At 63.7% G+C, this 22,394-nt stretch carries 17 protein-coding genes; 10 read left to right on the top strand and 7 right to left on the bottom strand.

The window, feature by feature from the left end; translation table 11 throughout:
• Positions 1-10 precede the first annotated feature (10 nt).
• A complete protein-coding gene (locus tag LK535_RS12775; RefSeq protein WP_227772308.1) occupies positions 11-2,002 on the bottom strand; it encodes a protein-L-isoaspartate(D-aspartate) O-methyltransferase in 1,992 nt (663 codons plus the stop codon).
• A 208-nt stretch (positions 2,003-2,210) separates the two neighbouring features.
• Positions 2,211-3,395, bottom strand: coding sequence for an amidohydrolase family protein (locus LK535_RS12770; protein WP_227772307.1), 1,185 nt, complete (start codon positions 3,393-3,395; stop codon positions 2,211-2,213).
• A gap of 317 nt (positions 3,396-3,712) precedes the next feature.
• Here LK535_RS12770 and LK535_RS12765 point away from each other — a divergent pair, with 317 nt between their 5' ends.
• Positions 3,713-4,372, top strand: coding sequence for a TetR/AcrR family transcriptional regulator (locus tag LK535_RS12765; protein WP_227772306.1), 660 nt, complete (start codon positions 3,713-3,715; stop codon positions 4,370-4,372).
• Here LK535_RS12765 and LK535_RS12760 read toward each other — a convergent pair.
• The gene (locus tag LK535_RS12760; RefSeq protein WP_227772305.1) at positions 4,363-5,232 is read right to left on the bottom strand and encodes a TetR/AcrR family transcriptional regulator; all 870 of its coding nucleotides are present in this window, start codon (positions 5,230-5,232) and stop codon (positions 4,363-4,365) included. The two genes, LK535_RS12765 and LK535_RS12760, sit on opposite strands and share 10 nt — an antisense overlap.
• A gap of 71 nt (positions 5,233-5,303) precedes the next feature.
• The gene (locus tag LK535_RS12755; protein WP_227772304.1) at positions 5,304-7,955 is read right to left on the bottom strand and encodes a TonB-dependent receptor; all 2,652 of its coding nucleotides are present in this window, start codon (positions 7,953-7,955) and stop codon (positions 5,304-5,306) included.
• Positions 7,956-8,183: 228 nt separating this feature from the next.
• Here LK535_RS12755 and LK535_RS12750 point away from each other — a divergent pair, with 228 nt between their 5' ends.
• The 6 genes from LK535_RS12750 to LK535_RS12725 all read left to right on the top strand — a co-directional run bounded on the left by LK535_RS12750 (position 8,184) and on the right by LK535_RS12725 (position 15,224).
• Positions 8,184-9,791, top strand: coding sequence for an AMP-binding protein (locus LK535_RS12750; RefSeq protein WP_227772303.1), 1,608 nt, complete (start codon positions 8,184-8,186; stop codon positions 9,789-9,791).
• Positions 9,792-9,845: 54 nt separating this feature from the next.
• On the top strand, positions 9,846-10,325 hold the full coding sequence (locus tag LK535_RS12745) for a flavin reductase family protein (protein ID WP_227772302.1): 480 nt from the start codon (positions 9,846-9,848) through the stop codon (positions 10,323-10,325).
• Between the two features lie 154 nt (positions 10,326-10,479).
• Positions 10,480-12,006 carry an MFS transporter gene (locus LK535_RS12740; protein WP_227772301.1) on the top strand — a complete coding sequence of 509 codons (1,527 nt, stop codon included), beginning with the start codon at positions 10,480-10,482 and terminating at the stop codon, positions 12,004-12,006.
• A 39-nt stretch (positions 12,007-12,045) separates the two neighbouring features.
• Positions 12,046-12,498 carry a DUF6894 family protein gene (locus tag LK535_RS12735; protein ID WP_227772300.1) on the top strand — a complete coding sequence of 151 codons (453 nt, stop codon included), beginning with the start codon at positions 12,046-12,048 and terminating at the stop codon, positions 12,496-12,498.
• 10 nt (positions 12,499-12,508) lie between these two features.
• On the top strand, positions 12,509-14,368 hold the full coding sequence (locus LK535_RS12730; RefSeq protein ID WP_227772299.1) for a M61 family metallopeptidase: 1,860 nt from the start codon (positions 12,509-12,511) through the stop codon (positions 14,366-14,368).
• Between the two features lie 352 nt (positions 14,369-14,720).
• Positions 14,721-15,224, top strand: a complete 504-nt coding sequence (locus tag LK535_RS12725) for an energy transducer TonB (protein WP_227772298.1) — start codon at positions 14,721-14,723, stop codon at positions 15,222-15,224.
• A 27-nt stretch (positions 15,225-15,251) separates the two neighbouring features.
• Here the strand turns inward: LK535_RS12725 and LK535_RS17005 are convergent, their stop codons facing one another.
• On the bottom strand, positions 15,252-15,506 hold the full coding sequence (locus LK535_RS17005) for a helix-turn-helix domain-containing protein (protein WP_227772297.1): 255 nt from the start codon (positions 15,504-15,506) through the stop codon (positions 15,252-15,254).
• A gap of 371 nt (positions 15,507-15,877) precedes the next feature.
• Between LK535_RS17005 and LK535_RS12715 the strand changes: the two genes are divergently transcribed.
• Positions 15,878-16,132, top strand: a complete 255-nt coding sequence (locus LK535_RS12715; protein ID WP_227772296.1) for a hypothetical protein — start codon at positions 15,878-15,880, stop codon at positions 16,130-16,132.
• 71 nt (positions 16,133-16,203) lie between these two features.
• Positions 16,204-17,055: an archaetidylserine decarboxylase gene (gene asd, locus LK535_RS12710; RefSeq protein WP_227772295.1), complete on the top strand. Its 852-nt coding sequence runs from the start codon at positions 16,204-16,206 to the stop codon at positions 17,053-17,055.
• Positions 17,056-17,290: 235 nt separating this feature from the next.
• On the opposite strand, the gene LK535_RS12705 is transcribed toward asd, so the two are convergent.
• Together LK535_RS12705 and LK535_RS12700 are read right to left on the bottom strand one after the other, a co-directional pair.
• Complete coding sequence (locus tag LK535_RS12705) at positions 17,291-20,158, bottom strand: TonB-dependent receptor domain-containing protein (RefSeq protein ID WP_227772294.1); 2,868 nt, start codon at positions 20,156-20,158, stop codon at positions 17,291-17,293.
• Between the two features lie 377 nt (positions 20,159-20,535).
• Complete coding sequence (locus LK535_RS12700; RefSeq protein ID WP_227772293.1) at positions 20,536-20,847, bottom strand: hypothetical protein; 312 nt, start codon at positions 20,845-20,847, stop codon at positions 20,536-20,538.
• A 461-nt stretch (positions 20,848-21,308) separates the two neighbouring features.
• On the opposite strand from LK535_RS12700, the gene LK535_RS12695 reads away from it, so the two are divergent.
• Positions 21,309-21,962 (top strand): glutathione S-transferase, encoded by a 654-nt coding sequence (locus tag LK535_RS12695; protein WP_227772292.1) that lies wholly within the window; start codon positions 21,309-21,311, stop codon positions 21,960-21,962.
• Positions 21,963-22,394 lie beyond the last annotated feature (432 nt).

Here is a 22,394-nt window from a genome sequence, read left to right as displayed (position 1 = left end):
CACGGCACGGTTATTCGCCGAACGGATAGGTTTCCGGCATCCCGCGGTGATGCTCCGGCCCCAGCGGCGTCACCGCCTTGGTTTCGTCGAACCACAGATAAGCGTCGAACTGCTCGGGCAGCACCGCCTGGCTGTAATGGCTCCAGAGTTCGGTATCGGGCCGGTAGATGACGCCTATGAAGCGCTCCAGCCGCGACTCCGTCAGCGCGCGTCGCAGTGCCTCGTGCCGGCCAGGGGAGAGATCGAGCAGGAACCGGCCTTGGCCGCTGTCGTGGAACAGCCGCTCGTAACTGTCGCGGCGGGACGGGTTGACGCGCTTGACCTCCATGTCGCCATCCCAGTCGGTGGCGGCCGCGACGGTGCCGGTGTGCGTGCCGAGACCGACGAGCGCGACCTGCTTTCCCCATTCCTCGCGGCAGAGCTGACCGATGTTGAGCTCGTCGCGCATCAGGCCCATGTCAGTGTGGCGCGCATCGCCGATATGGCTGTTGTGGGCCCAGACGACCGCTTTCGCATCTGGCCCGCGCGCCTCCAGAAGGTTGCGGAGCGTCTCGAACATGTGAGTGTCACGCAGGTTCCAGCTTTCCGCGCCGCCATAATACATGATGCGATAATATCGCTCGGCCGACGCGATCAGCCGGGCGTTTTGCGCCGCATCGAGAAACGCGTCTCCGTCGCCGCCGGCATAATCTAGCTGCTTGCGGAGCAATTCGCGGCATTGGTCGATCACGACCTGCTCACATTGCGCATAGCCGCGGTTCAGGGTCGCCCGGCCGTAGGTCGCGGGATCGTTCTGCCACGGCGTCAGGCAACCATAGCGTTCGCGCGCGATCCCGGCCGCCTCCGGATCGACCCGGTCGAGATAGTCGAGCACTGCCTCGATCGATCCGGACATGTTGTAGATGTCTAGGCCGTAGAAGCCCGCGCGTCGCTCCATCTGCGGAATGGCGGCATTGTGATCGTGCAACCAGTGGATCAGCGCCTGAATGTCGGTGTTGCGCCACATCCAGGTGGGGAAGCGCTGAAACGGCTTTTCGGCGCCGCTGCGCGGCTCGCGATGACGGACATAGCGATCCACCGTCGCTGCGTCTGGCCAGTCGGCTTCGACAGCGACAATGGTGAAGCCATGATGCTCGATCAGGTGACGGGTGATCGCGGCCCGCGCCTGGTAGAACTCGCTGGTGCCGTGGCTTGCCTCGCCGAGCAGGACGACGCGGCGGTCGGCAAAGCGATCGAACAGCCGGCCAAAGGCAGGATCATCGAAATCGGGAAGCGGCTCGGCAGCGTCGGCGATCAGTTCGGGCAGGCTTTGCTTGCGCGCGGCGCCCGGGCGGTGGTTGCTCGCGGCCCGGCTGCCGTCCTCCTGCCAGCCCTGCTGGCCGACCAGCGGCACGAAGCTCACCGCGCCCAGGTCCTGCCGCTCGATGCCATCGCTGGTGCGCGTCAGCTTGCACAAGGATTGCTGATCCGGCGGGCCGACCGGGATGATCAGCCGGCCGCCGATCGCCAGTTGATCCCGAAGCGCCGCCGGAATGTCGGGGCTGCCTGCGGCCACCAGGATTGCATCAAATGGCGCGTCATCAGGCGCGCCGAGCGTGCCATCGCCTTCGCGGATGCTGACATTGGCATAGCCAAGCTCCGCCATCCGCTGCCTGGCCAAGGCGGCGAGTTCGCTGCGGCACTCGATGGAAATGACCTCGGCCGCGATCTCGCCCAGCACTGCCGCCGCATAGCCGGAGCCGCCGCCCACCTCGAGCACGCGGTCCTCCGGGCCGATCTCCGCCGCCTCGGCCATCGCCGCCACGACATAGGGCTGGGAAATGGTCTGATCCGCTTCGATCGGCAGGGGCGAATCCTCATAGGCGAACTCGACCAGCCGCTCGGGCACGAAGCGCTCCCGCGGAACGGTGCGCAGCGCCTCCAGCACCGCTGCGTCGCGGATACCGCGCCGCGCGATCTGCACATCCACCATGCGGCGGCGCGCCTTCAGGAAGTCAGCCACGACCCGGTCCTTCGCGGCACATCGCAGGGGTGCCATGCGCTCGACGCGGGCATGGTGCGCGGGCCGCTGGCTCGGCTGGCATGTGACCTCTCCGCATTATTGCCTGCCGTCAACGCGTCGGGCGTGCGCTGGTGCCGCAGAAGCGGGCCGGGCGCGAAACGCCGGCCGAGCGCACTTCGCTCGGCCGGCGCATGTCAGGCCGTCCGGATCATTCCGCGGCGACCGCGGCTGCCTCCGCCTTGTCCCAGCCCATCAGGGCTTCGTAATTGCGGCGGTAGAAATGATCCTTCGCATCCTCATCGAGGTCGCCCATCGACTTCTCGAACTTGCCGATCGGATCGCGCGTCCCTTCGGGATGCGGATAGTCGGACGTGAACAGGAACAGCTCCGGCCCTGCATCCTTGATCATGATGCCGACATCCTCATCGGGGAAGGGCGAAACCTTGATCGCGCGGCGGATATATTCCGACGGTGACAGGTCCATCTGCTGCAGGCTCGGGTCGGTCTTCTTGAACGACTTGTAGCCATGGTCCAGCTGGCGCAGGAAATCGGGCATCCAGCCAGCGCCTGCCTCCAGCACTGCGCCGCGCAGCGTCGGGTGGCGCTGGAACACGCCGTCATAGACCATCGCGGTAAGGAACATCTGGGGCGCATACCAAAGCGTCAGATAATCCGGGAAGCGCAGGTTCTCGCCACCGCCGTGGAGGTCGGGCGCCCGTTGGCGGCCATTGTTGTGATAGGCCGTCGGCTGCTTCATCGTGCCCGGGCCGATGTGGATCACGAACGGCAAGTCGTGGTCGGTGAGCTTTTGCCAGAACGGGTCGAAATCCGGGTGGCCGGGCGAGCGTTCGTTGCCCGGCGGGTTGGAGCCGACCATGACGGCGCCAGCGCCCAGCGCGATCGCCTTGTCGAGAATGTCGAGCGCGAGCGCCGGATCATCGAGCGGGGTGAACGCAACAAAGATCATGCGCTTGTCCGCGCTGCAGAAATCCGCCTGCGCCTGATTCAGCGCATGAACCGCCTTGTACAGGCTGGCCGTATCCTTGGCGCGCTTGACCAGCCCAAGGCCATAGGTCGGGAAAACCAGCTGGCTCTTGAAGCCAAGCCAGTCGAGCGCCTTCACCCGTTCTTCCTTGTCAAAGGCGCCATAACCGCCCCAGCCCTTGGCCCCCGAAATGATGTTCTCGCGCGCGGCGGCATCCTTTTCGGCGTTGATCTTGCGCTGACGGGCGTCGTCGATGATGCTGAGGATCCGCTTGCCCGGGTCCGGCGTGCCGTACAGCTGGCCCAGCTGCTCCTTCAGATCATCGTCCAGATAGGGCGCGAGCCACTCGTTGGTTTCCATCGTGTGGGCGTCGGCATCGTGAATGATGCGGCCTTTCGAATAGGTCATGGCAAATCCTCTTCTCGCGTCAGGTCAGCAGTCGCAAAAACGATGTGCTCACGATCGCTGCCGCACGAATATGGAATCGTTATGGTGCGCGAGTCAAATCTAATCTCGCCCTGTTCAGCCCGTGTTCTTTGCGCAAGGGCGGAACGTTGGACGGCTTGTGGTGGCCGCTCCGCACACCGGGTGCAGGGCACAAGGAAACGGCCCGCGGCCGCGCCCCTCTCGATATAACTAGAGCGTCAGTCAGGAGTCGCCAGCGCTGAACCCTTGTCACCGAAAGCGTCACCCTGCATGGCTTACCGCCTCTTCAGGGCTTACAGATGACCAATCCGACCGGCAGCTCGCGCGAGGAAGCGCGGGCACCCCGCAAGAAGGCCTCGGATCGCGTGGCGGAGATGCTCGACATCGTCGACGCGAGCCTCAACGCCGGCCGCACCGCGAACTTCTCCATGAGGGATATCGGCACCGCCGCGGGGGCGAGCCGCGCGCTGGTCTATGCCTATTTCGACGATCAATTTCAGCTGCTGGATGCCGTGCTGGATCGTCATGTCGAGTTGCTGTGCACCGCCGGGCTCGAGACCGCCGTATCGCAGGGAACGCTGACGCAACGCTGCGCCAAAGCGGGCGAGATCTACCTGCGCCATGTCGCGGCGCATGGCATGGCGCTCGAGATCGTGCTGCGCGAAAAGCCGGTGGCGCGGCAGCTTTCCGGCCGGGCCCGCCCGTTTCGCGCTGCGATCCTGCGCCGCCTCGCCACCATGGCCGCCAGGGAATTGGCGATGGGCACGAACGAAGCGCTGACGCTGGTGCAATTGCTGGCGGTGATCCCGGGCGACGCTGGCCGGCTGGTCTATGAAGGCACGCTCTCGCTGGACGATGGCCTGGAGCTCAACGAGCGGCTGATGGCGGCCAGCATCGATTCACTGCGCCCCGCCCCCGCGCCGCCGGTCCGAGCCGACAGGCCGCATTCTCAGCCGTAATCCGGCTGGGAAGCGGGCGCGTTGCTGCGCGCGCCGGCGATCACGATCGGCAGGCACAGGCGCTCGGCGGTGGCAAAGCTGATCTTGCCCGCGGCGAGCAGGCCGCCTGCCCGAAGGCAGATCGCCGTCAGCACCGCATTCGTGCCCATCGCACGCGCTTCGGAGATCCCGTAGCGCGCCACCATCGAATCCAGCACTGGCTGGCGTGCCGCGCGCGCCATGGTGGCGCGTTCCTCGCGCAGCGCCGCACGCACGCCGGGCACCGTCAGCAATGCCTGGAGCAGGGGGCCACGCGCCTGCGCATCGTGCAGATAGTTGATCGTGGACAACACCACGCGCGTCAGCGGGTTCGATCCGCGGGACACCGCCCCCCGACGGCTCGCCTCCACCTGCGCCACTTCGCGGCGGGTCAGCTCGACGAGCAGGTCGATCCGCTTGGCAAAGCAATTATGCGCCTGCGCCTCGCTGATCCCGACTTCACGCGCCAGGCGCTTCATCGTCACTTCCTGCGGCCCTTCGGCGACCACGATCAGGGCCGCGGCATTCAGCAATTGCGCCCGGCGATCATCAAGCGACAGGCGCGTGCGTTCGCGGCGCGGCTGTGGCCGCTCGCTCAGGATGATTTCCTCATCCACCCCCGCTGGGGCGGGCGGCAGCGCGGGCCGCAGCGCGGCGCGCTCCTCCGGCGGGAGCAGCCAGTAACTGCGCTTGGGCCGCGGGATGTCGAGCCGGTCGCACAGCTTGGCAAGGCCGTTGGCGCTCATCCCTACCTCGCCCGCTACCCGGGCGAGTGGGTCATTCCATACCCGCTCCAGCAAGGATGCGCGGGTGATACTGCTGGCATGATCGGCGCGGCGCATGGTGAACTGGTGTCACACCGCGCCGCGCATCGCAATGAAGTCGCACGTCCTCAGGCGATCTTCGCCTGTTCTCAGAAGCGACCTTCCAGCTTCAGGCCGACGTGACGGAAGGAATCCGGGCTGAAGAACTGGATGGAACCGCTGGGGTTGATCGCCGGGGTGGGGGAGGGGCTGAGGTTCGCCGCCCACACCTTGTTCAGGATGTTGCTACCGTAGATCGAGACGCGCCAGCTGTTGTCGTCCGCACCAACGCCGATCTGCCCGCCCAGCAATCCATAACCTTCCTGGAAGGTGAGCGGATTGTTGTTCGCTGAATAATAGACGCTCGTCCGGTAGGACCAGTCCGCGTTCACGAAGCCGGTGAAGTTGCCGAACAGCGCCTTCGGCTCCCAGCCGGTGCGCGCATAATATTGGAACTTGGGGGCGTTATCGACGCGGTTGCCGCGCACGTTGACGAGCCCGCCGACGCATCCGGGCTGCGGCGTGGTGGCCGTCGGGTTGGTCGGCGTCGGGGTATAGAGCGTGTAGCAGGATACGCCCGGGAAGTTGCCGAACTTCGCCTTCAGATACGTGCCACCGAAATCGAAGAACACGTCGGGCGCCGGACGGGTGGTGATGGCGAACTCGACGCCCCGAACGAACACTTCGCCGGCATTTGCAATGCGCGACACGAACTGCCCGTTCTGCGGCGTCGTGACCTGCGCCTGGAAATTCTCGTAGCGCGTGCGGAAGGCCGCGATGTTGAACGAAATACGGCGATCGAACAGGTCGCCCTTGGCGCCGACTTCCAGCGAATAGGGGATTTCCGGCGCGATCCGCTGATCCGCGGTGCCGTTGATGATGTTGGTGGGCAGGATCGAAAGGCCGCTGAAGCCAGGCCCCTTATACCCGCGTGACCATGTGCCATAGACCATGACGTTGGACGTCACATCCGCCTTCAGCGTGGCGCGGTAGGAGAAGTTTTCCGCATCGTTCGATTGGCGGATCGCATCGAAGCAGTTCGGATAGGCGGGCCGGGCCGCTTCGCGTACGCACGGCGTCACATAAGGACCGTCGAAGCCGATATAACCAGTCGACGGGATCCCGGTCGCCGGATAGCCGAAGCGGAGCGGCAGGCTGGGATCGAGGAACGAACCCGAACGGAACTGCAGGTTCAGCCGGTCAACCGTATAGCGTCCGCCCAGCTGCAGCTCGATCCGGTCGGTAAGGTGCAGGTTTGCCTGCCCGAAAGCGGCGTAATTGTTGTTCGTCACGACGGATCGGCTCGCGCTCGTCTGCCGCACCGCGTTGGCGGGCAGGGTGGTGGGTGCCAGCGCCGGCGAATTTGGAAAATACCCGGTCGAGCCGATAATGCCGTCGTTCTTGGACCAGTAATAATAAAGCCCGGCGACGAAATCGACAAAGTTGCCGGTGGGGGAGGTGATCCGGGTTTCGGCGCTGAAATTCTGGTTCCTGGTGTCGCCGCCGTTGCTGTTCACATAGTTATAATCGATGAAGTCGGCGTCGTAGAAATTGCGCTTGTGGCTCTTTCGATAGGCAAGGATCGTCGTCCAGCCATAATCGCCCAGGCCCACGTCGGATGTCAGCGACAGGCCGCCGGCGCGGCCAAATCCGTCGCCCCGCGCATCGACTGCGTTCTTGAAATTCTTCGGCCCTGCCTCGATGCCGTATTTCGCATTGACGATCGCCGCAGCGCTGCCCGCCCAGGGCACGGTGCGCAGCACTTGCTGGCAGCAGAATTTGTCAGTGAAGTTATAGTCGCCCGACAGCAGCAGCGACACGTCGCTCGACGGCTCCCACAGCAACTTGCCCGAGAAGCCATTGTTGTCGATCGGGTTCAGGTCTTCCTTCAACACGGGGCTGTACACCCAGCCGTCCAGATGGTTGTGAACCGCGGTCAGGCGCACCGCGAGATTGTCGGTGATCGGCGCGTTCAGGATGCCTTGAATGATCCGCTCGTTGTTTTCGCCAAGCGAAACGCGCGCCTGCGCCTCCACTTTGTCGAACCGCGGCTTGTGGGTGTAGATTGCCACCACGCCGGACGATGCGTTCTTGCCGAACAACATGCCCTGCGGACCGCGCAGGATCTCGATCCGCTCCACGTCGGTCAGCGATTGCAGCGCCGAGGGATCGCCGAACACCACGCCGTCCACCACCGTCGACACGCTCTGCTCGATGCCGGTCGAGAAGCTGGACGTGCCGATCCCGCGGATCGCGAAGGCAGAGGAGCCCGCCCCGGTGCTGACGCGGAAGTTCAGGCTGGGGTCGATCGTCTTCAGGCTTTGCAGGTTGACGATGTTCTGACGGTCGAGCTGCTCGCCCGAGGTTGCGGATACCGCGATCGGCACGTCGTTCAGGCGCTCCGCCCGGCGTGACGCAGTGACGATGATGTCACCGCCCGCCGTCGTCGGCGCGCCGCCGCCCGATTGAAGCTCCGGCGCCGTCCCTGCCTGGGCTGCCGCCGGCTCTGCGGGATCGGTTGCGCCCGTCGCGCTCCCGGCGCCCTCCGTGGTGAGGGGCGCACGCTCCGCCACTGGCTGAAGGTCCGGCGCGCTGGTCGTATGGACGGCCGCGACATCGATGTGGCCAATCGACTCCGCCGCGCTCTTCGCCGCGGCCGATACCAGGCCAAAGGTTTCCGCTGCAGCGCCCGGCGAGGCCAGAACTGCCGCCAAAGCGGCCGAGGCCGTCAGCGCGGCGCGCTGTTGAAAACCAAATCCCATCGGGGTCCTCCTCCTAATCAATCGGCTCGCTATCGCGATACTCACGAGCTCTCGTGCCTGTGAGTAGTGCGTGCGTCAATTTGTTTTATGCATGAGGCAAGGCTTCTGAAGCCCACAACGCCCCGTAAGTCGCTCGACTTGATCCCCAAGCACCCGATTGCCAAGCAAACGCCATTATCGTATTGGTGCGCCTATCAAGGCGTAAAAGCGCTGAAGGGGGGAGAGGTCATGCGGCAGACAGGCGAACAGGCGACACCGCAATCCCCTGCCTCCCTCCCTTCCATCAACCCCGACGCCTTCCTCCCCCTCGCCGGGCGGGGTTTGCTCTTCTCTTGTTGGGCGCATCGCCAGCCTGAGCTGACCGCGATCCACTCCCCGCGTGGCAACAGGACCTTTGGCGAACTCAACGCCAATGCGAACCGGCTGCTTGGCGTCTTCCGGCAATCCGGCCTTTGTGTCGGAGACAGCGTGGCAGCGCTTTGCGGCAATATCCCGCAGTTCATCGAAGCGATGCTCGCCTGCCAGCGCGGCGGATTGCGCTTCGTCCCGATCAACTGGCATCTCGCATCGGAAGAGATCGCCTATATCGTCGCGGATTGCGAAGCCGAGGCGATCGATGCCGACGCGGCCTTCGCCAAAAGCCTGGCATCGATCGACCTGTCGGCGGTGCGCTGTCGGCTGGCAATCGACGGCTTAAGCCCCGGCTTTCTCCCTTACGGCCCGGCGCTCTGCGACCACTCCGCCGACGATCCGGCAGACGCCACGCCGGGGCGCACGATGCTCTACACGTCGGGTACCACTGGCCGGCCCAAAGGCGTCACCAAGCCCGCAGGCCCGCCCATGATGCCACTGCGCGAAGGGTCGACGTTCGACTATCGCGACGGCGACGTGAACCTGCTCTGCGGGCCAGCCTATCACGGCGGGCCAATGGCCTTCGACCTGCTGTTTCCGTTGTCGTCGGGTGCCGCCATCGTGATGATGGAGCGGTTCGATCCCGAACAGGCGCTCCAATTGATCGAGCGGCACCGCGTTACCCACACGCACATGGTCGCAACCATGTTTCAGCGACTGCTGGCGCTGCCGGACGAAATTCGCCGACGCTACGACCTGTCGAGCCTGCGCATGGTCATCCATTGCGCCGCACCGACGCCGCCAGCGGTGAAGCGGGCGATGATAGATTGGCTGGGCCCGATCCTCTGGGAATATTACGCCGCGACCGAAATCGCGACCCGCATCAACATCACATCTGCCGAATGGCTGCGCAAACCGGGCAGCGTCGGCAAGTTGCCCGACACATCGGGTGTGGCGATCGTGGATGATGATGGCGTGCCGTGTCCCACGGGGACACCTGGGCGGGTCTGCTTCCCAAATACGGCGCAAACAGCGCGCTACCATAATGCGCCGGACAAGAATGGCGAAGTATTCAGCGGCGCGTACTTCAGCATCGGCGACATCGGCTACGTCGATGATGAGGGCTATCTGTTCCTCACCGGCCGCTCGGCGGAAACGATCATCTCGGGCGGGGTCAACATCTATCCCCAGGAAGTCGACAACGTCCTGATGCTTCACCCGGCGGTGGCACAGAGTTGCACGGTCGGCGTGCCCGACCTCGAATGGGGAGAGGCGGTGAGGGGCGTGGTCTCACTGGCGCCGGGATATCAGCGGTCCGCGGAGCTGGAACGCGAATTGATCGACTTCGCCCGCGCTCGCATTGCCCATTACAAGGCGCCTCGCCGGATCGACTTCGTAGCTACCATCCCTGAGTCGGTCGCAGGCAAGGTGCTGCGCGCCCAGGTCCGTCAACGGTACTGGCAGGATCATGACCGTGCCATCTGAACGGCCAGCTGTTGGCCGCGCAACGCGCGGGTCCTCACCGCAATGGTTCGCCGCGTGATCCATGCCGAAGTCTTCGCGGCCGCGGTTTCGCGCTTTGCCCGGGCGGGAATGGTTTTGACGGCCGCTTGGCGCGGGCGACGTCATGCCGTGGTGCTCACAACCGGGCAGATCCTCGCGGCAGATCCCGCACCCATCATGGTGTCTGTCGACCGGCGGCATCAGATCTATTCTGCGATCATGCGCTCCCGCGCGCTGGCCCTCAACATTCTTGGTGACGATCGGACAGCACTCGCCGCCAACCAGCGCGAACATGCAGATGCGGATGAAGATCAGCTGTTTGCGGCCGGCGAATGGGGAATGTCAGAGGCTGGCCTGCCAACACTGGTCGACGCGGCGGCTACGCTCGAATGCCATGTCGAAACGACCACCGGCATAGGACCGCACGTCATCCTCGCTTGCCGCGTTGAAGCGATCAGGCTCGTGGAGGCCAACGCTGCCTTGCCGCAGGCCGGCTTGGCGTCGGTTCGGGCGTGACCGGGCCTTTGCCTCTTCATGTGCGATTGCCGCGCCATTGCAGCTGCGGCTGGCACTCGCACCCGCGCGCCGTACCGGCGCTTGCAGGCAAGCACGCCTCAGCACCCCAGCAACCACAGCGCGGCCGAGCCGCCCCAGTCAGGATGCCCTAATCATGGCCTCGAGAACGATCGAGCAATCAGTGGCGAACGATCGCGCGCCACCGCTTGCGCCCGGAGCTGCGATGGAGACTGCGCCGCCGCTCAGTCGCTTGCTGCGCGTCAGCTACGGGGTGGGGGCAATTGCCAATGGCGTAAAGAACGTCTCGTTTTCCGCCTATCTGATGTTCTTCTACAATCAGGTGGTCGGCGTTCCCGCAGCGATTGTTGCCGCGGCACTTGCGCTGACGCTGGTGATCGACGCGATCGCCGATCCATTCCTCGGCCGCTGGTCGGACATCACGCGCACCCGCTGGGGGCGCCGGCACCCGTTTATCTATGTATCCGCCGTTCCAACGGCCCTCTTCTTCGTCCTGGTCTGGATGCCGCCGAACGGGCTTTCCCCGGTCCAGATCGGCATGTGGGTGTTCGTGACCGCCATGCTTACGCGGGTCTCGATCAGTGCGTTCGAGATCAACACACAAGCAATGACGGCGGAACTCACCGACGATTATGGCGAGCGGACCCGTCTGTTCTCGCTCCGCTATTGGTTCCTCTACATGGGGCAATATGGGTTCAGTGCGATCGCTTTGCTGGTGTTTTTCGCCGCCACGCCGGAGTTTCCGCGCGGTCAGTTGAACCCTGACAGCTACGTCGGTTTCGCATGGCTCGGCGGCGGGATGATCCTCTTCTCGATGCTGGCGTGCGGGCTCGGCACCCACGAGCGGATCCCCTATCTGCGGCAAGCGGAAAGCCGGGCAGGGCGCATCCCAGCGAAGACTCATTTCCGCGAGATGTTCACCGCCTTTCGCAACCGTGCCTTTCTGGCGATCTTCGGCTTTGGCGTCTTCAAGTTCACTGCGATCGGGCTCTATGCGGCCACTGCGCTGTACTTCAACACCTATCTATTCGGCCTGACATCCGCACAGCTGGCGCTGTTGACGCTCGACAGCGTGGTGGCCGCTTCGCTGGCGGCGCCGCTCGCACCGGTGATGTCGCGGCGACTTGGCAAGCGGACCAGTTCGATGCTCTTCGCATTGGCCGGTGTCGCCCTAAGTCTGTCGCCACTCGTTCTCGCCTATCTCGACCTGTTCTTTGCGCGCGGCGATCCGCGCTTGCTCCCGACGCTTTTTGCGATCGGAGCCATCTACGGCGCGATGGTCGCGATCTCGCTGATCAACACCTCCTCGATGCTGGCGGACGTGGTGGAAGACAGTGCGGTTCGCACCGGGCGCTACGAAGCCGGCACGTTTTTCGCGGCGGCGAGCTTCATGCAGCAATGCTCCACCGCGATCGGCCTCGCCGTCAACGGGGTTATCCTGACCTGGGCAAGCTTCCCGGCCAAGGTGAAGATCGACCAGGTGAGCGATGCGATGCTCGACAGCCTCATCATTCACTATGTTCCCGTCTCTTTCGGTCTTTGGGCGATCGGATGCGCAATGCTGGTATTCTACCCAATAGATCGGGCGCGTCATGAGAGTAACGTCGAAGCGTTGAAGTCGAAGCGACATGCTGCGGGTTCGTCCCACCGTCCGCTCAAATGAGAAAGAATACAGCAGCGTCTGCAAAGAAGTCGGCTTCGGATGCACAGCTGCGTTCCCGATCAAGCCGCCGATGCAGGCCAACATCTACCCCGTTGTCGACGAAGAATACCTTCACATAGGCGCCGCACGGCGATCGCGCGTCGCGAGCGGAGCGCCGAAGTCCCGGCGCGTCAGGCGCCGGGAATCGCAAATCGTACTAACCTCGATCTAGGGGCGGAAACCAAGAAGGTCGGCAAGTATTTCAACGACATGCCGTCCTTCTCCTTCCACCTCTGTACGCCCGGAAACAGCCGCGCCATCCAGAACTGCCGGCATGAGTTCCCGGACCTCGGCGCCGCGATGGCGGAGGCCAATCGCATCGGCTGCAGCATGATCCGCCAACAAGCACCCAAGCAGCCGTGCCAGCTGCGCTCGCATCTCGACGTTCGTGATGAGGGCGAAGCTCTGGTGGCGCGGATCCTGCTGGCAGAGCTCGCCCACCAGATCTCCTGAAAGCCCCCTTATGACCGAGCCTGAGTCCGCGGCCGGGGAAATCCCCGTGCCGGCGCCTGAAGACGTGCCGTTCCCCGGGTGCATCGCCCTCCATGTCGACGCCCGCGATGTGGATCGCCGAATCCTTCGCGTGCGGGAAGTCATTCCGGTTGTGCAGCCGGGCATCCTCACCCTGCTGTTTCCCGAATGGCTGCCGGGCTATCACGCGCCGCAGGCGTCGATCGAGCTGTTTGCCGGTCTGACGATCAAGGCCGGCGAACAGGAGCTGTCGTGGAAACGCCATCCCGTGAAAGTTCACGCCTTTCATGTGGATGTGCCTGCCGGCGTGAAGGAGCTGGAGGTCCACTTTCAGTTCTTGTCACCCACCGACGACGCGCAGGGCCGCGTCGTTGTCGGGGCCGAGATGTTGAGCGTCCAATGGAACGGCGTGCTTCTTTATCCCGCCGGCCATTATGCGCGGCAGATCCTGTTCGACGCGCACCTGACGCTTCCCGACGGATGGCAGCAGGCGTGCGCACTTGCGGCGGTCGGTGCGGAGGACTCAACCGTTCGGTACGAGACGGTACCGCTGGACGTGCTGGTGGACTCGCCAGTATTCGCGGGCCGTTTCATGGAGCGGTTGGCGCTGGACGACGCAGCGCAAGTCCACCTCAACATCTTCGCCGACAGACCAGATCTGATAGCGCTCACCCCCGAGAAGGTTGCGCCCCACAAGATGGTCGTCACACAGGCGGAAAAGCTGTTCGGCCCTCCCGCCTTTGACCGCTACGAAGTGCTGCTCGCGCTCAGCGACGAGCTCGGCAGCATCGGCGTGGAGCATCACCGATCCTGCGAGGTGGTGACGCTGCCAACCTATTTCAGCGAATGGGAGAATACCTTCTCCCGGCGCGACTCTGTTCCGCACGAATTCATCCACAGCTGGAACGGCAAGCACCGGCGCGGAGACGATAGCTGGACGCCCAGCTTCGATCGTCCGATCCGCAACAGCCTGATGTGGGTCTATGAGGGGCAGACCCAATATTGGGATCGCGTGCTGTGCGCGCGCTCCGGCCTCTGGTCTGCCGATGTGGCGATGCAGGCGATCGCGTTGACCGCAGCCACGCACGAGGTGCGCGCCGGTAGCAGGTGGCGGCCGATGAGCGATACCACCCGGGACCCGATCATCGCCGCACGCGCCCAGCTCCCCTGGCCGAGTTGGCAGCGTAGCGAGGACTATTATTCCGAAGGCTCGCTCGTCTGGCTCGATGTCGACACGCGCATCCGGGAGCTTTCGGGCGACACGCGCTCGCTCGATGATTTCGCTTGCACCTTCTTCGCCGCGGAGCAGCCGGGCAGCGCGACGACAAACACCTACCGCTTCGACGATGTGGTGGCGGCGCTCCAGAGCCTGGCGCCCTTTGACTGGTCGGGGTTCCTGCGCGACAAGATCGAACGCAAGCACCAGGACGCCCCGCTGCAGGGGATCGAGCGCGGCGGTTTCCGGCTGGTCTATCGCGAAAACCCCAGCGATTATCTTGCCAACGCCGAAAAGGTCGCCGGGAACGTCAACCTGATGTTTTCGCTTGGCCTTGTGGTTGATGAACAGGGCCGGCTGGAGGAGGTCCTTTGGGAAGGGCCGGCGTTCGATGCGGCGCTTACGGTGGGCATGACGATGCTGGAAGTGGAGGGCGAGCCGTTCTCAGCTAGGGCGCTGCGGGACGCAGTGGCAATGGCGAAAGGCCCGGACGGACGCGTGCGATTGAAAGTGCAGGCGGGCGCCCGCGAGAAAGCGGTGGAGATCCGCTGCACGCACGGCCATCGCTATCCGCATCTGGAAGCCTGTGATGGCGCCCGGCCGAGACTGCTCGAGATCCTCGCGCCGCGCGACTAGCATCTAGGTGACAGTCAAGCGCATCCTCGAACCAGGAAAGCACAACGCCTTTGATGCGGGCCGATTCGACGCCAGCGAACGATCGATCCCGCTTCGAGTTCAAGGGATTGATCGGGGCTGAGCCGGCTGGCGGAATGGTTACGGCCTTGTTCGGTGCGGGTGGAACGCGGACTGCGATAATCGACGCTTAGGGCGGCGGGACCGCATTGGGTTCGCTGGCGCAGTCTTCAGTAACAAGAATACCATGGCAAAACCATCATGGCGTTCACGTCACTGATAATGAAGACCGCCCCCGGTTATAACAATCGCTGCGAGTTGCCTCGCATTTTCCAGCGATTGGAAACCGTTCATCATGCCTAGGAACATCATCGCGAGCCTTGTCGCCGCGACCGCAACCTTACTGCCCGGCGCCGTAATCGCGCAGACTGCCGGGATGCAGCACCACACCGATCCCAACACCCGGGTGACGCTGGCAGAGTGGACCCAACGCATGCAGACGGAGCTTCAGCGTCAGATGGTCGCACCCACAGGAGTCTATGACCAGCTGTCGGAGGGCGCGGTCCGTATCAAGTTCAACTGCTCGGAAGATGGCCGCCCCAGCAAGGTCACGCTGCTCAAGAGCTCCGGCCGGCCTGCGGTTGATCGGGCTGCGCTGCGTGCCGTCCGCTCCATGGCCTCGCTTCACCCACTCCCGACCGGGTTCACGCCGGAAACCCGCTACGAAGCGATCGTCCTGTTTGCGAACGATACCTGGGACCGCCGCATCGCCCTGAACGATGCCGAGCGGATCAAGCGCAACAGCTGGTATCACGATCCTGTGAGCACGCCGGCACAGGTTCAGGTGTTGGACCGGTAGACTGCCTGCTCTGAACCCAAGGAGCCGCTAGCAACCTCTTCCATCGCCGTCGCCACAGATACCGCGCGCGACGGCGATGGCCACCATGTGGCAACGATTATGTGCGGCGAGCTTCATCTTCATATGGCCGATATAGCTTTCCACCGTATGCGGCCTCAGCCCCATGTCGCAGGCGATCTGCTTGGACGACTGCCCTGCACACACTCCGGCCAGTACCTGGAGCTCGCGGTGAGTCAGATGGACGTCATCACGCGACGGCGGCAAGATAGGGGAGGCGACCATACACCCATCCACGTCGTGAGAGGGTCACGCCCTTGCGGCGGTCGTACCGACTCGAGCCTCATGGGCACCCGTTCTTACCATGTTTGTCGGGCGGCGACATAGGGGAGAAACGCGCGGCGGGAGACCGTCGGACCGTTTGGACCCGAGTGTGGGTGCCGTGCACGGCGACGATCTCGAGCTGCGGCGCCCATGCCGGTGCAACGGTTGGCATTGCTTCTGGTTAGACCCCTCGCAACGCACAGGCTGCTGAAATCGCGCGCCAAGGTGGTAAGGGCCGCGCGAACGACCGACCATGACCAAGGACCATGAAGCACTTCCGTCTTGATGCCTGTAAGAATGCGGTTCCCTGCTCGCGAGAGGAATGGGCTTCCATGTTTCGCGATTTCGCAGGCCGCATGGTTGCCGAGACGCAGGTCGCGCCGGGCATTTCGGTGAGGACCATGTTCATCGGGCTCGATCACGACCATGACAAGGAAGGCCCGCCGGAAGTCTTCGAGACGATGGTTTTTGACGGGTACCGCAATGCTAGCACCTTCCGGCACCGCAGCTGGGCGGAGGCGGAGGAGCAGCATGTTAAGTTCCGCCAGCAGCTACAGGCAAAGCACGGTCGCAGCCAAGATCGCTGACGCGGCGCACTTCGTCCGCAGGGGCGATCTTGCGGTTCGCGGTTCGCGCAAAGGCGCCGTATAGGAATCCAATGACCGATCGCCTGAATGTCCTCCTGCAAAATCTGCTGCCGAAACAGAAGCTGACCATTGCCGCCGGCCGCGTCGCGGGCGCGCGGGGAGGGGCACTGACGACCCTGCTGATCCGCTGGTTCGTGCGCAAATATGGTGTCGACATGAGCGAGGCGGCGAACCCGGACCTCGCGAGTTACAAGAGCTTCAACGACTTCTTCGGCCGCCCGCTCAAGCCGGGCGCTCGCCCCTTGGCGGCCGCTGATTTCGTTTCCCCGGTTGATGGCGCGATCAGCCAGCTCGGCGCGATTGACGATCACCACATCCTGCAGGCGAAGCACCACCGTTTCACCACGACCGAGCTGGTCGGCGGCGACGCAGCCCTTGCCGCCGAGTTCCGGCATGGCAGCTTCGCCAATCTTTACCTGTCACCCAAGGATTACCACCGCCTCCACATGCCGTGTGACGGCAGGCTGACGCGCATGATCTACGTCCCGGGTGCGCTATTCTCTGTGAACCCGGTCACTGCGCGGGGCGTGCCAAATCTGTTTGCCCGCAACGAGCGCATCGTCTGCGTGTTCGACTCCCCCGAACATGGCACGTTCGTGATGGTGCTGGTCGGGGCCACCATCGTCGGCAGCATGGCCACCGTCTGGCACGGCGTGGTCAACCCGAAGCGTACCGGCGTCATCAACGAATGGACTTATGCAGACCAGGATATTGTCCTGCGACAGGGCGAGGAAATGGGCCGGTTCCTGCTCGGCTCCACGGTGGTGATGCTGTTCAAACGCAACACGATCACCTTCAATGAAGACTGGACGCCGGAGCGGCCGGTGCGCCTCGGCGAGAGAATGGGCCAGCGTCCCGCCTGACGGCCTCGTTGCGCGGGGGAGAAGTCGCACGAACAAACTGGAGCGGCGCCGCACAATCGATAATAAGTGTTATGTTAAGCGCAACGCTTCGCCGTCATGCTGCCGTGTGTGAACAGCCCAGGTCGGGCGGCGGCGGCGGTCGCATGAAAAGTTTCGGTGTCTCCGGCCGCGGCTTCGCCAGCTCCCCTGATCGCCCGGCGGGACGAGCATTCGCCCTGTCTCGCCGGGCTGCCCTTCAGAAGCCGTAGCTCAGGCGGACGTAACCGAACCGTCCCGGCACGTCATACGTGGTCGGATCGTAATTGTTGAGGCTGCATGAGAAACAGGCCGGCGGGTCGGTGTCGAACACATTGTTGACGCCCAGTGTCAGCCCAAGCCTGTTTTCCATCCAGCTCGGCCGGAAAGTTAATTGAACGTCGCCGTAGAAGCGGCTCTTCAGCTTGTTGAAGACCCCAGGGCTCACCGTCTCGGTGACGTCATCAATGTAGCGGCCAGTGATCGCCGCCGCGACCGGACCCAGATCCCAGTCGAGCGTCGCTTGGCCCTTGAAGTGCGGATACGCCTGGTCGGGGCTGCCGCGCTCCGTGCCGCGATAGTCGGTGCTGGTGAAGCCGTCTGTCGCCGGCACGATTTCCTCATATTTCAGTAGGTAGTTCCCGGTTACTGAGAGCCCGAACGAACCAATTCCGGTCTCCCTGCTGCGCACATTGAACGTCACGTCGATGCCGCGGGTGCGGATCCCGCCGGTATTCAGCAGCACCCCGTTGATGGACGTGATGAAGCCGCTGGCCGTGCGCACCACGGCGCCGCAGGAAAGAGCATCCCCCGTCTGCGCACAGCGATCCAGCAGCACCGCGGCGGGTATGGACGCGATCGCGCCCTCCACCTTGATGTCGTAGTAATTGACCTCAAGGCTCAAGGCACGGGCGAAGCCCTCGCGTGCCCAGGCAGGACTGTACACGCCGCCAAACAACCATGTCTTGGCCGTCTCGGGCTGCAGGTCGGCATTTCCGCCGGTCAGGATCGAGATTTGCCCGCCCTGCGGCTCCACATAGCTGCCGTTGGCCGGCACGCCATTGGCGATGCAGTTCGTGCGTACAGTCGCGTTGCTCTGAAACAACCCGCCGGCCGCGCTCGTGCAGGGATCGTTCAGCGCCGCGTCGAAGCGCGATTGTGCGCCATAAAGCTCCCCGATCGTCGCCGCGCGGAAGCTCTCCGCATAGGAGCCGCGCAACAGCAGGTCGGCCACTGGCTTCCACAGCACACTGCCGGACAGGGTCGTGTTGCCGCCAAACGTCGAATAATCGGAATAGCGCGCCGCACCTGACAGCTCGAGCGAGTCGAGAAGCAGCACGTCCTTCACCAGCGGCAGGCGGATTTCGCCATACACCTCGTCCACCTTGAACGAACCTTGGGCGAATTGCGCCGGAATGTCGGCGCCCAAACCCGCCTGGATCGTCGGGTCGGGGGTGAAGCTCCCCTGCTGATAACGATGTTCGTAGCCGACAGCGACGCCGACCGGTCCACCAGGCAGGTCGAACAACTCACCCGACACGTTGAAAGTGAAGTTCGACAGCCGCTGCTGGCTGCGCGACCGCTCGTCAAAGGCGATGAAATCGAGCATCTCCGGCGTCACGGAGCCGACGCCGCCAAAGAAATTGAACGGCACGCACGGGCCGGTGCACTGGCTGACCGGGCCCAGCGCCTGTTGAAGGCGGGCCGAATTGATGTTCCCGGTGAACAACTGATGCGCGTCGTTCCAGCCGAACGAAGCATTGGCGTCGTAATACCAGTTTTTACCGAACAGATCGAAACGGCCATCGACCGTGCCGGTGACAGACCAGGTGTCCACCGTCTGGTTATAGGTGCGTTGGCCATTCTCGATCAGGCGCCGGAAAATGCCGGTGTAATTGTCTCCCGGGACCAGTGTCACGCCGAACGGATTATAGGGGTTCGTTGCGTCCACCGAGATCGTGTCGAGCAGATTGCCATTGCCGACGTCCGGCCCGATCCCCAGCGGCAGGAACGCGGCGCGGTTCTGGGATTCCCGGTGATTCCAGATGGTTCGAACGCGAACGTTGAACAGGTCTGAGAATTCGGCGCGAACGTTGGCGAAGCCGCCATAGCGCTCGTTGGGCGTCAGGAAGTAGTTGAGCGGCGCGAAATTGTAGCGGTCCGCGCTGGTGAAGGCCTTGAAATCACCGCCAGCCAACGTCGGATCATATACCGGCACTCGCCCGATCACTGGCCCGCGGAGCGTGAGGTTCTGCCTGTTGACGAGAAAGCGGCCCAGCGGCGTGAAGCTGGAACAGCCGCCGATCGGATCGGAACAGCTCGTCTGCCCGGGATTGGGGAATTGCGAGATTGAGCGATCCGCGGCGCTCACCGGATCCTGCTTGGTATAATAGGCACCAACATCCAGTGTCAGCGCGTCCGTGCCCCCGCCCCAGCTCAGCTGGTAATTCTGGGTCTCGCCGTCATTCTCACCAAGATACTGGCCGTATTGCGCAATCGCGCGAAAGCCCTTTCTGCCGGATTTGGTGATGATGTTGACGACGCCGCCGATCGCGTCCGATCCGTAGAGCGCGGAAGCGGCGGATTGCAGCACTTCAACGCGGTCGATCATCACGTCGGGAATGGAATTCAGGTCAACCGTGCCGGGAATACCGCTGGCGCTGGCGCCATTGACGTAGCGCAGGCCGTCGACGAGCACGAGCGTCCGTTTGCCACCGAGATAGCGCAAATCGATCTGCGCCGAACCCGCGCCGACGCCCCCGCCGTCGGGCGGGTTGCCGAGGTTGCCGGAGTTGTTGAATTTTGTGTTGAGGCCGCCCGAGGAAGACGGAATACGCTGAAGCACGTCTGCCACTGAGGACAGACCAGTTTTGGCGATCGCCTGGTCGTCGACGGTGAGCACCGGCGAAGGGTTGTCGAGCGGATCGCGTCGAATGCGCGACCCGGTGACCACGATATCCTCCCCGGCCTGTGCCGCGGTGTCGGCGGGCGTCTGCTCAGGCGCAGCCTGGGCAGCGACGTGGCTCGGGACAACAGCAATTCCGGTGGCGAGGGAAAGAAGGCTGGTGGCAAGGTACGATCGCTTCATTTCGGATCCCCTGTCGTGATTATGTAGCCGCGCCCCTTCTTTTGCCCAAAGCTGCTCCTAAACGTGCGGCAAGTGCAATATGCCGCTGCGTTGAACACGTCGCCCGCAAGCGATTCCGAAATGTTGTGGCTTTGATGTAACTATCCGCCTCTCGCACGCCAGTATGGGCGGGAGCTTCTATACTTTGGCTCTATTGCGCTGCTGCAAGCCAGCGCTTATGGTTTTGCTGTGATCTGAACAGCGTGATCCGCAGCTTGACATTGCAGAGGCAGGTTTTCGTCAGAAAGCCGGATCACTGGGGCGTGGCTGCTCCAGCACTGGAATCTCGATGCCCCCGCTCAGGCGGGGCCGCCTGACCCGACTTGGTGCTTCGATCCTTACGAGGACGATGCGCGAACCAGTCGTTCCAGCGGGAGCGAATGGCCGGCGGGGGTTGGTCCAGTAAGTTGCGGGTCCAGCTCGCCAGCATTGATGGCGGCCTCGAAGGCATCGAGCATAGGCCCAAGCGTATCTGCCTCCCAGAAGGTGACGGACTGGCCCCCAATGACGAGCTGCTGGCCATCCGGACGGGTCGGCGCAAACGCGATCTTTCCGTTTTCGCCGGGGGTGATCCAGTTACCGCCGGGATGATCGCCTCCCTCGCGGTTCTCCTGATACGCCTCACGAGCGTGGCGCAGCTTGCTGAGCATGGCGAGGCGCTCAGGAACTGGGTCCTGGGTTGCGCCAACTGCCTCTTTGATAGCGTCTGTCAGCGACACGGTACGACCTCGTCTTGCTGGTGGGGTCAGCTGTTCAACCAAGCAGCCATTCCGCTGGTTCCTCACGAGACAAACGCTTCCCCGGATGCCCGATTGACCAGCGGCTGCCTCCCCGCTGCTTGATATCGTCAGCGGGTGTCTGCTTCAGGCCCCACCTCTACTTACAGTCACTTACATACATAATATCAAACGTCGTTGTAGGAGTTCCGCCACCGTAAACAGCGCCGGCTGCTTGATTTCGGCGCGAAGGGACGAGGGCTGCGGTGCGTTCTGCCGCGCAACAGGCTACACGCTCGGCTTCACAGGAAGCCGTCCGCGCAGGAGAAGCGCGATCCGATACGGCTGTTCGTTGCCGTCGTTTCAGCGCACCAAGAGGAGCCGACACCCAGCCCATGCCCGCCCCGATCCGCCCGATCCTCTACAGCTTCCGGCGCTGTCCTTATGCGATGCGCGCCCGCCTCGCCCTGGCAGTCAGCGGCACGCACCATGAGCTTCGGGAGGTCAAGTTATCCCAGAAGCCGCCGGCGATGCTGTCCGCCTCACCCAAGGGGACCGTTCCCGTCCTCCAATTGGCCAACGGGACGGTGATCGACGAAAGCTTGGACATCATGCGCTGGGCTCTGAACCGACGCGATCCCGAGGATTGGCTGCTCCGCGACGACCCTTCGCTAGTCGCGTTCAGTGACAGCTCCTTCAAACGCGACCTTGATCGGTACAAATACCCGGAACGTCATGGCGCCGACCCCGTTGACCATCGTGACAGAGCTCTCCCGTTCCTGCGCGACCTCGACGCGCGGCTCGCTGCCTCCGGCCAGCTCTGCGGGCCGAGCCGTGGCCTGGCTGACGCTGCCATCATGCCCTTCGTTCGACAGTTCGCCGCGGTGGACCGCTCGTGGTTCGATGGCCAGCAGCTCCCTCACCTCAAACGTTGGTTGGCAGACCATCTGGCCTCCGATCTCTTTCAATCGGTCATGCTGCGCCTTGATCCATGGGCGCCGGGACAGCGCCCCGTCATCATCGGGCCGGACGGATATACAAGTGACTGACTGACACCCGGGTCGTTTCGATGATGGCGGAGCCACCGACGGAGTAGAGACGCTCGCGCCGTATAAGGCGGGCTCGCAGCTTTACCTCGCAAGTCCCTGTCAATATTCGGATAGCTGCCCAGGTCAGTGCGCGCTGACTGACTCCGCCTGCGCCTCGTCGTTCAACAACAGGGAACCGGCACCTTCCTGACGGGGACGGCAATTTCTCCGCAGGCCGGCATCGGCTCCAGATCTCGCCCTGCTCTCGGGTGCGCGCAAAGGCATACCCGATTAGCAGCGATCCATTTGGCATGATCTCGGCGACGGAGTAGCTACCGCGGCCTGGCATAAGTCCTCGTCATCTAGTTGATTTCGAACGTTTGTCTATCGGGAGCCTTCAGCTTCTGATCGGCAACCCGCGCCGGCGCGTAGCCCCGAGGTGCGACGCGGCTC

The sequence above is a fragment of the Sphingomonas sp. IC4-52 genome (assembly GCF_020707225.1).
Classification (GTDB): Bacteria; Pseudomonadota; Alphaproteobacteria; order Sphingomonadales; family Sphingomonadaceae; genus Sphingomonas.
This window is presented reverse-complemented; position numbering and strand designations above follow the sequence as displayed.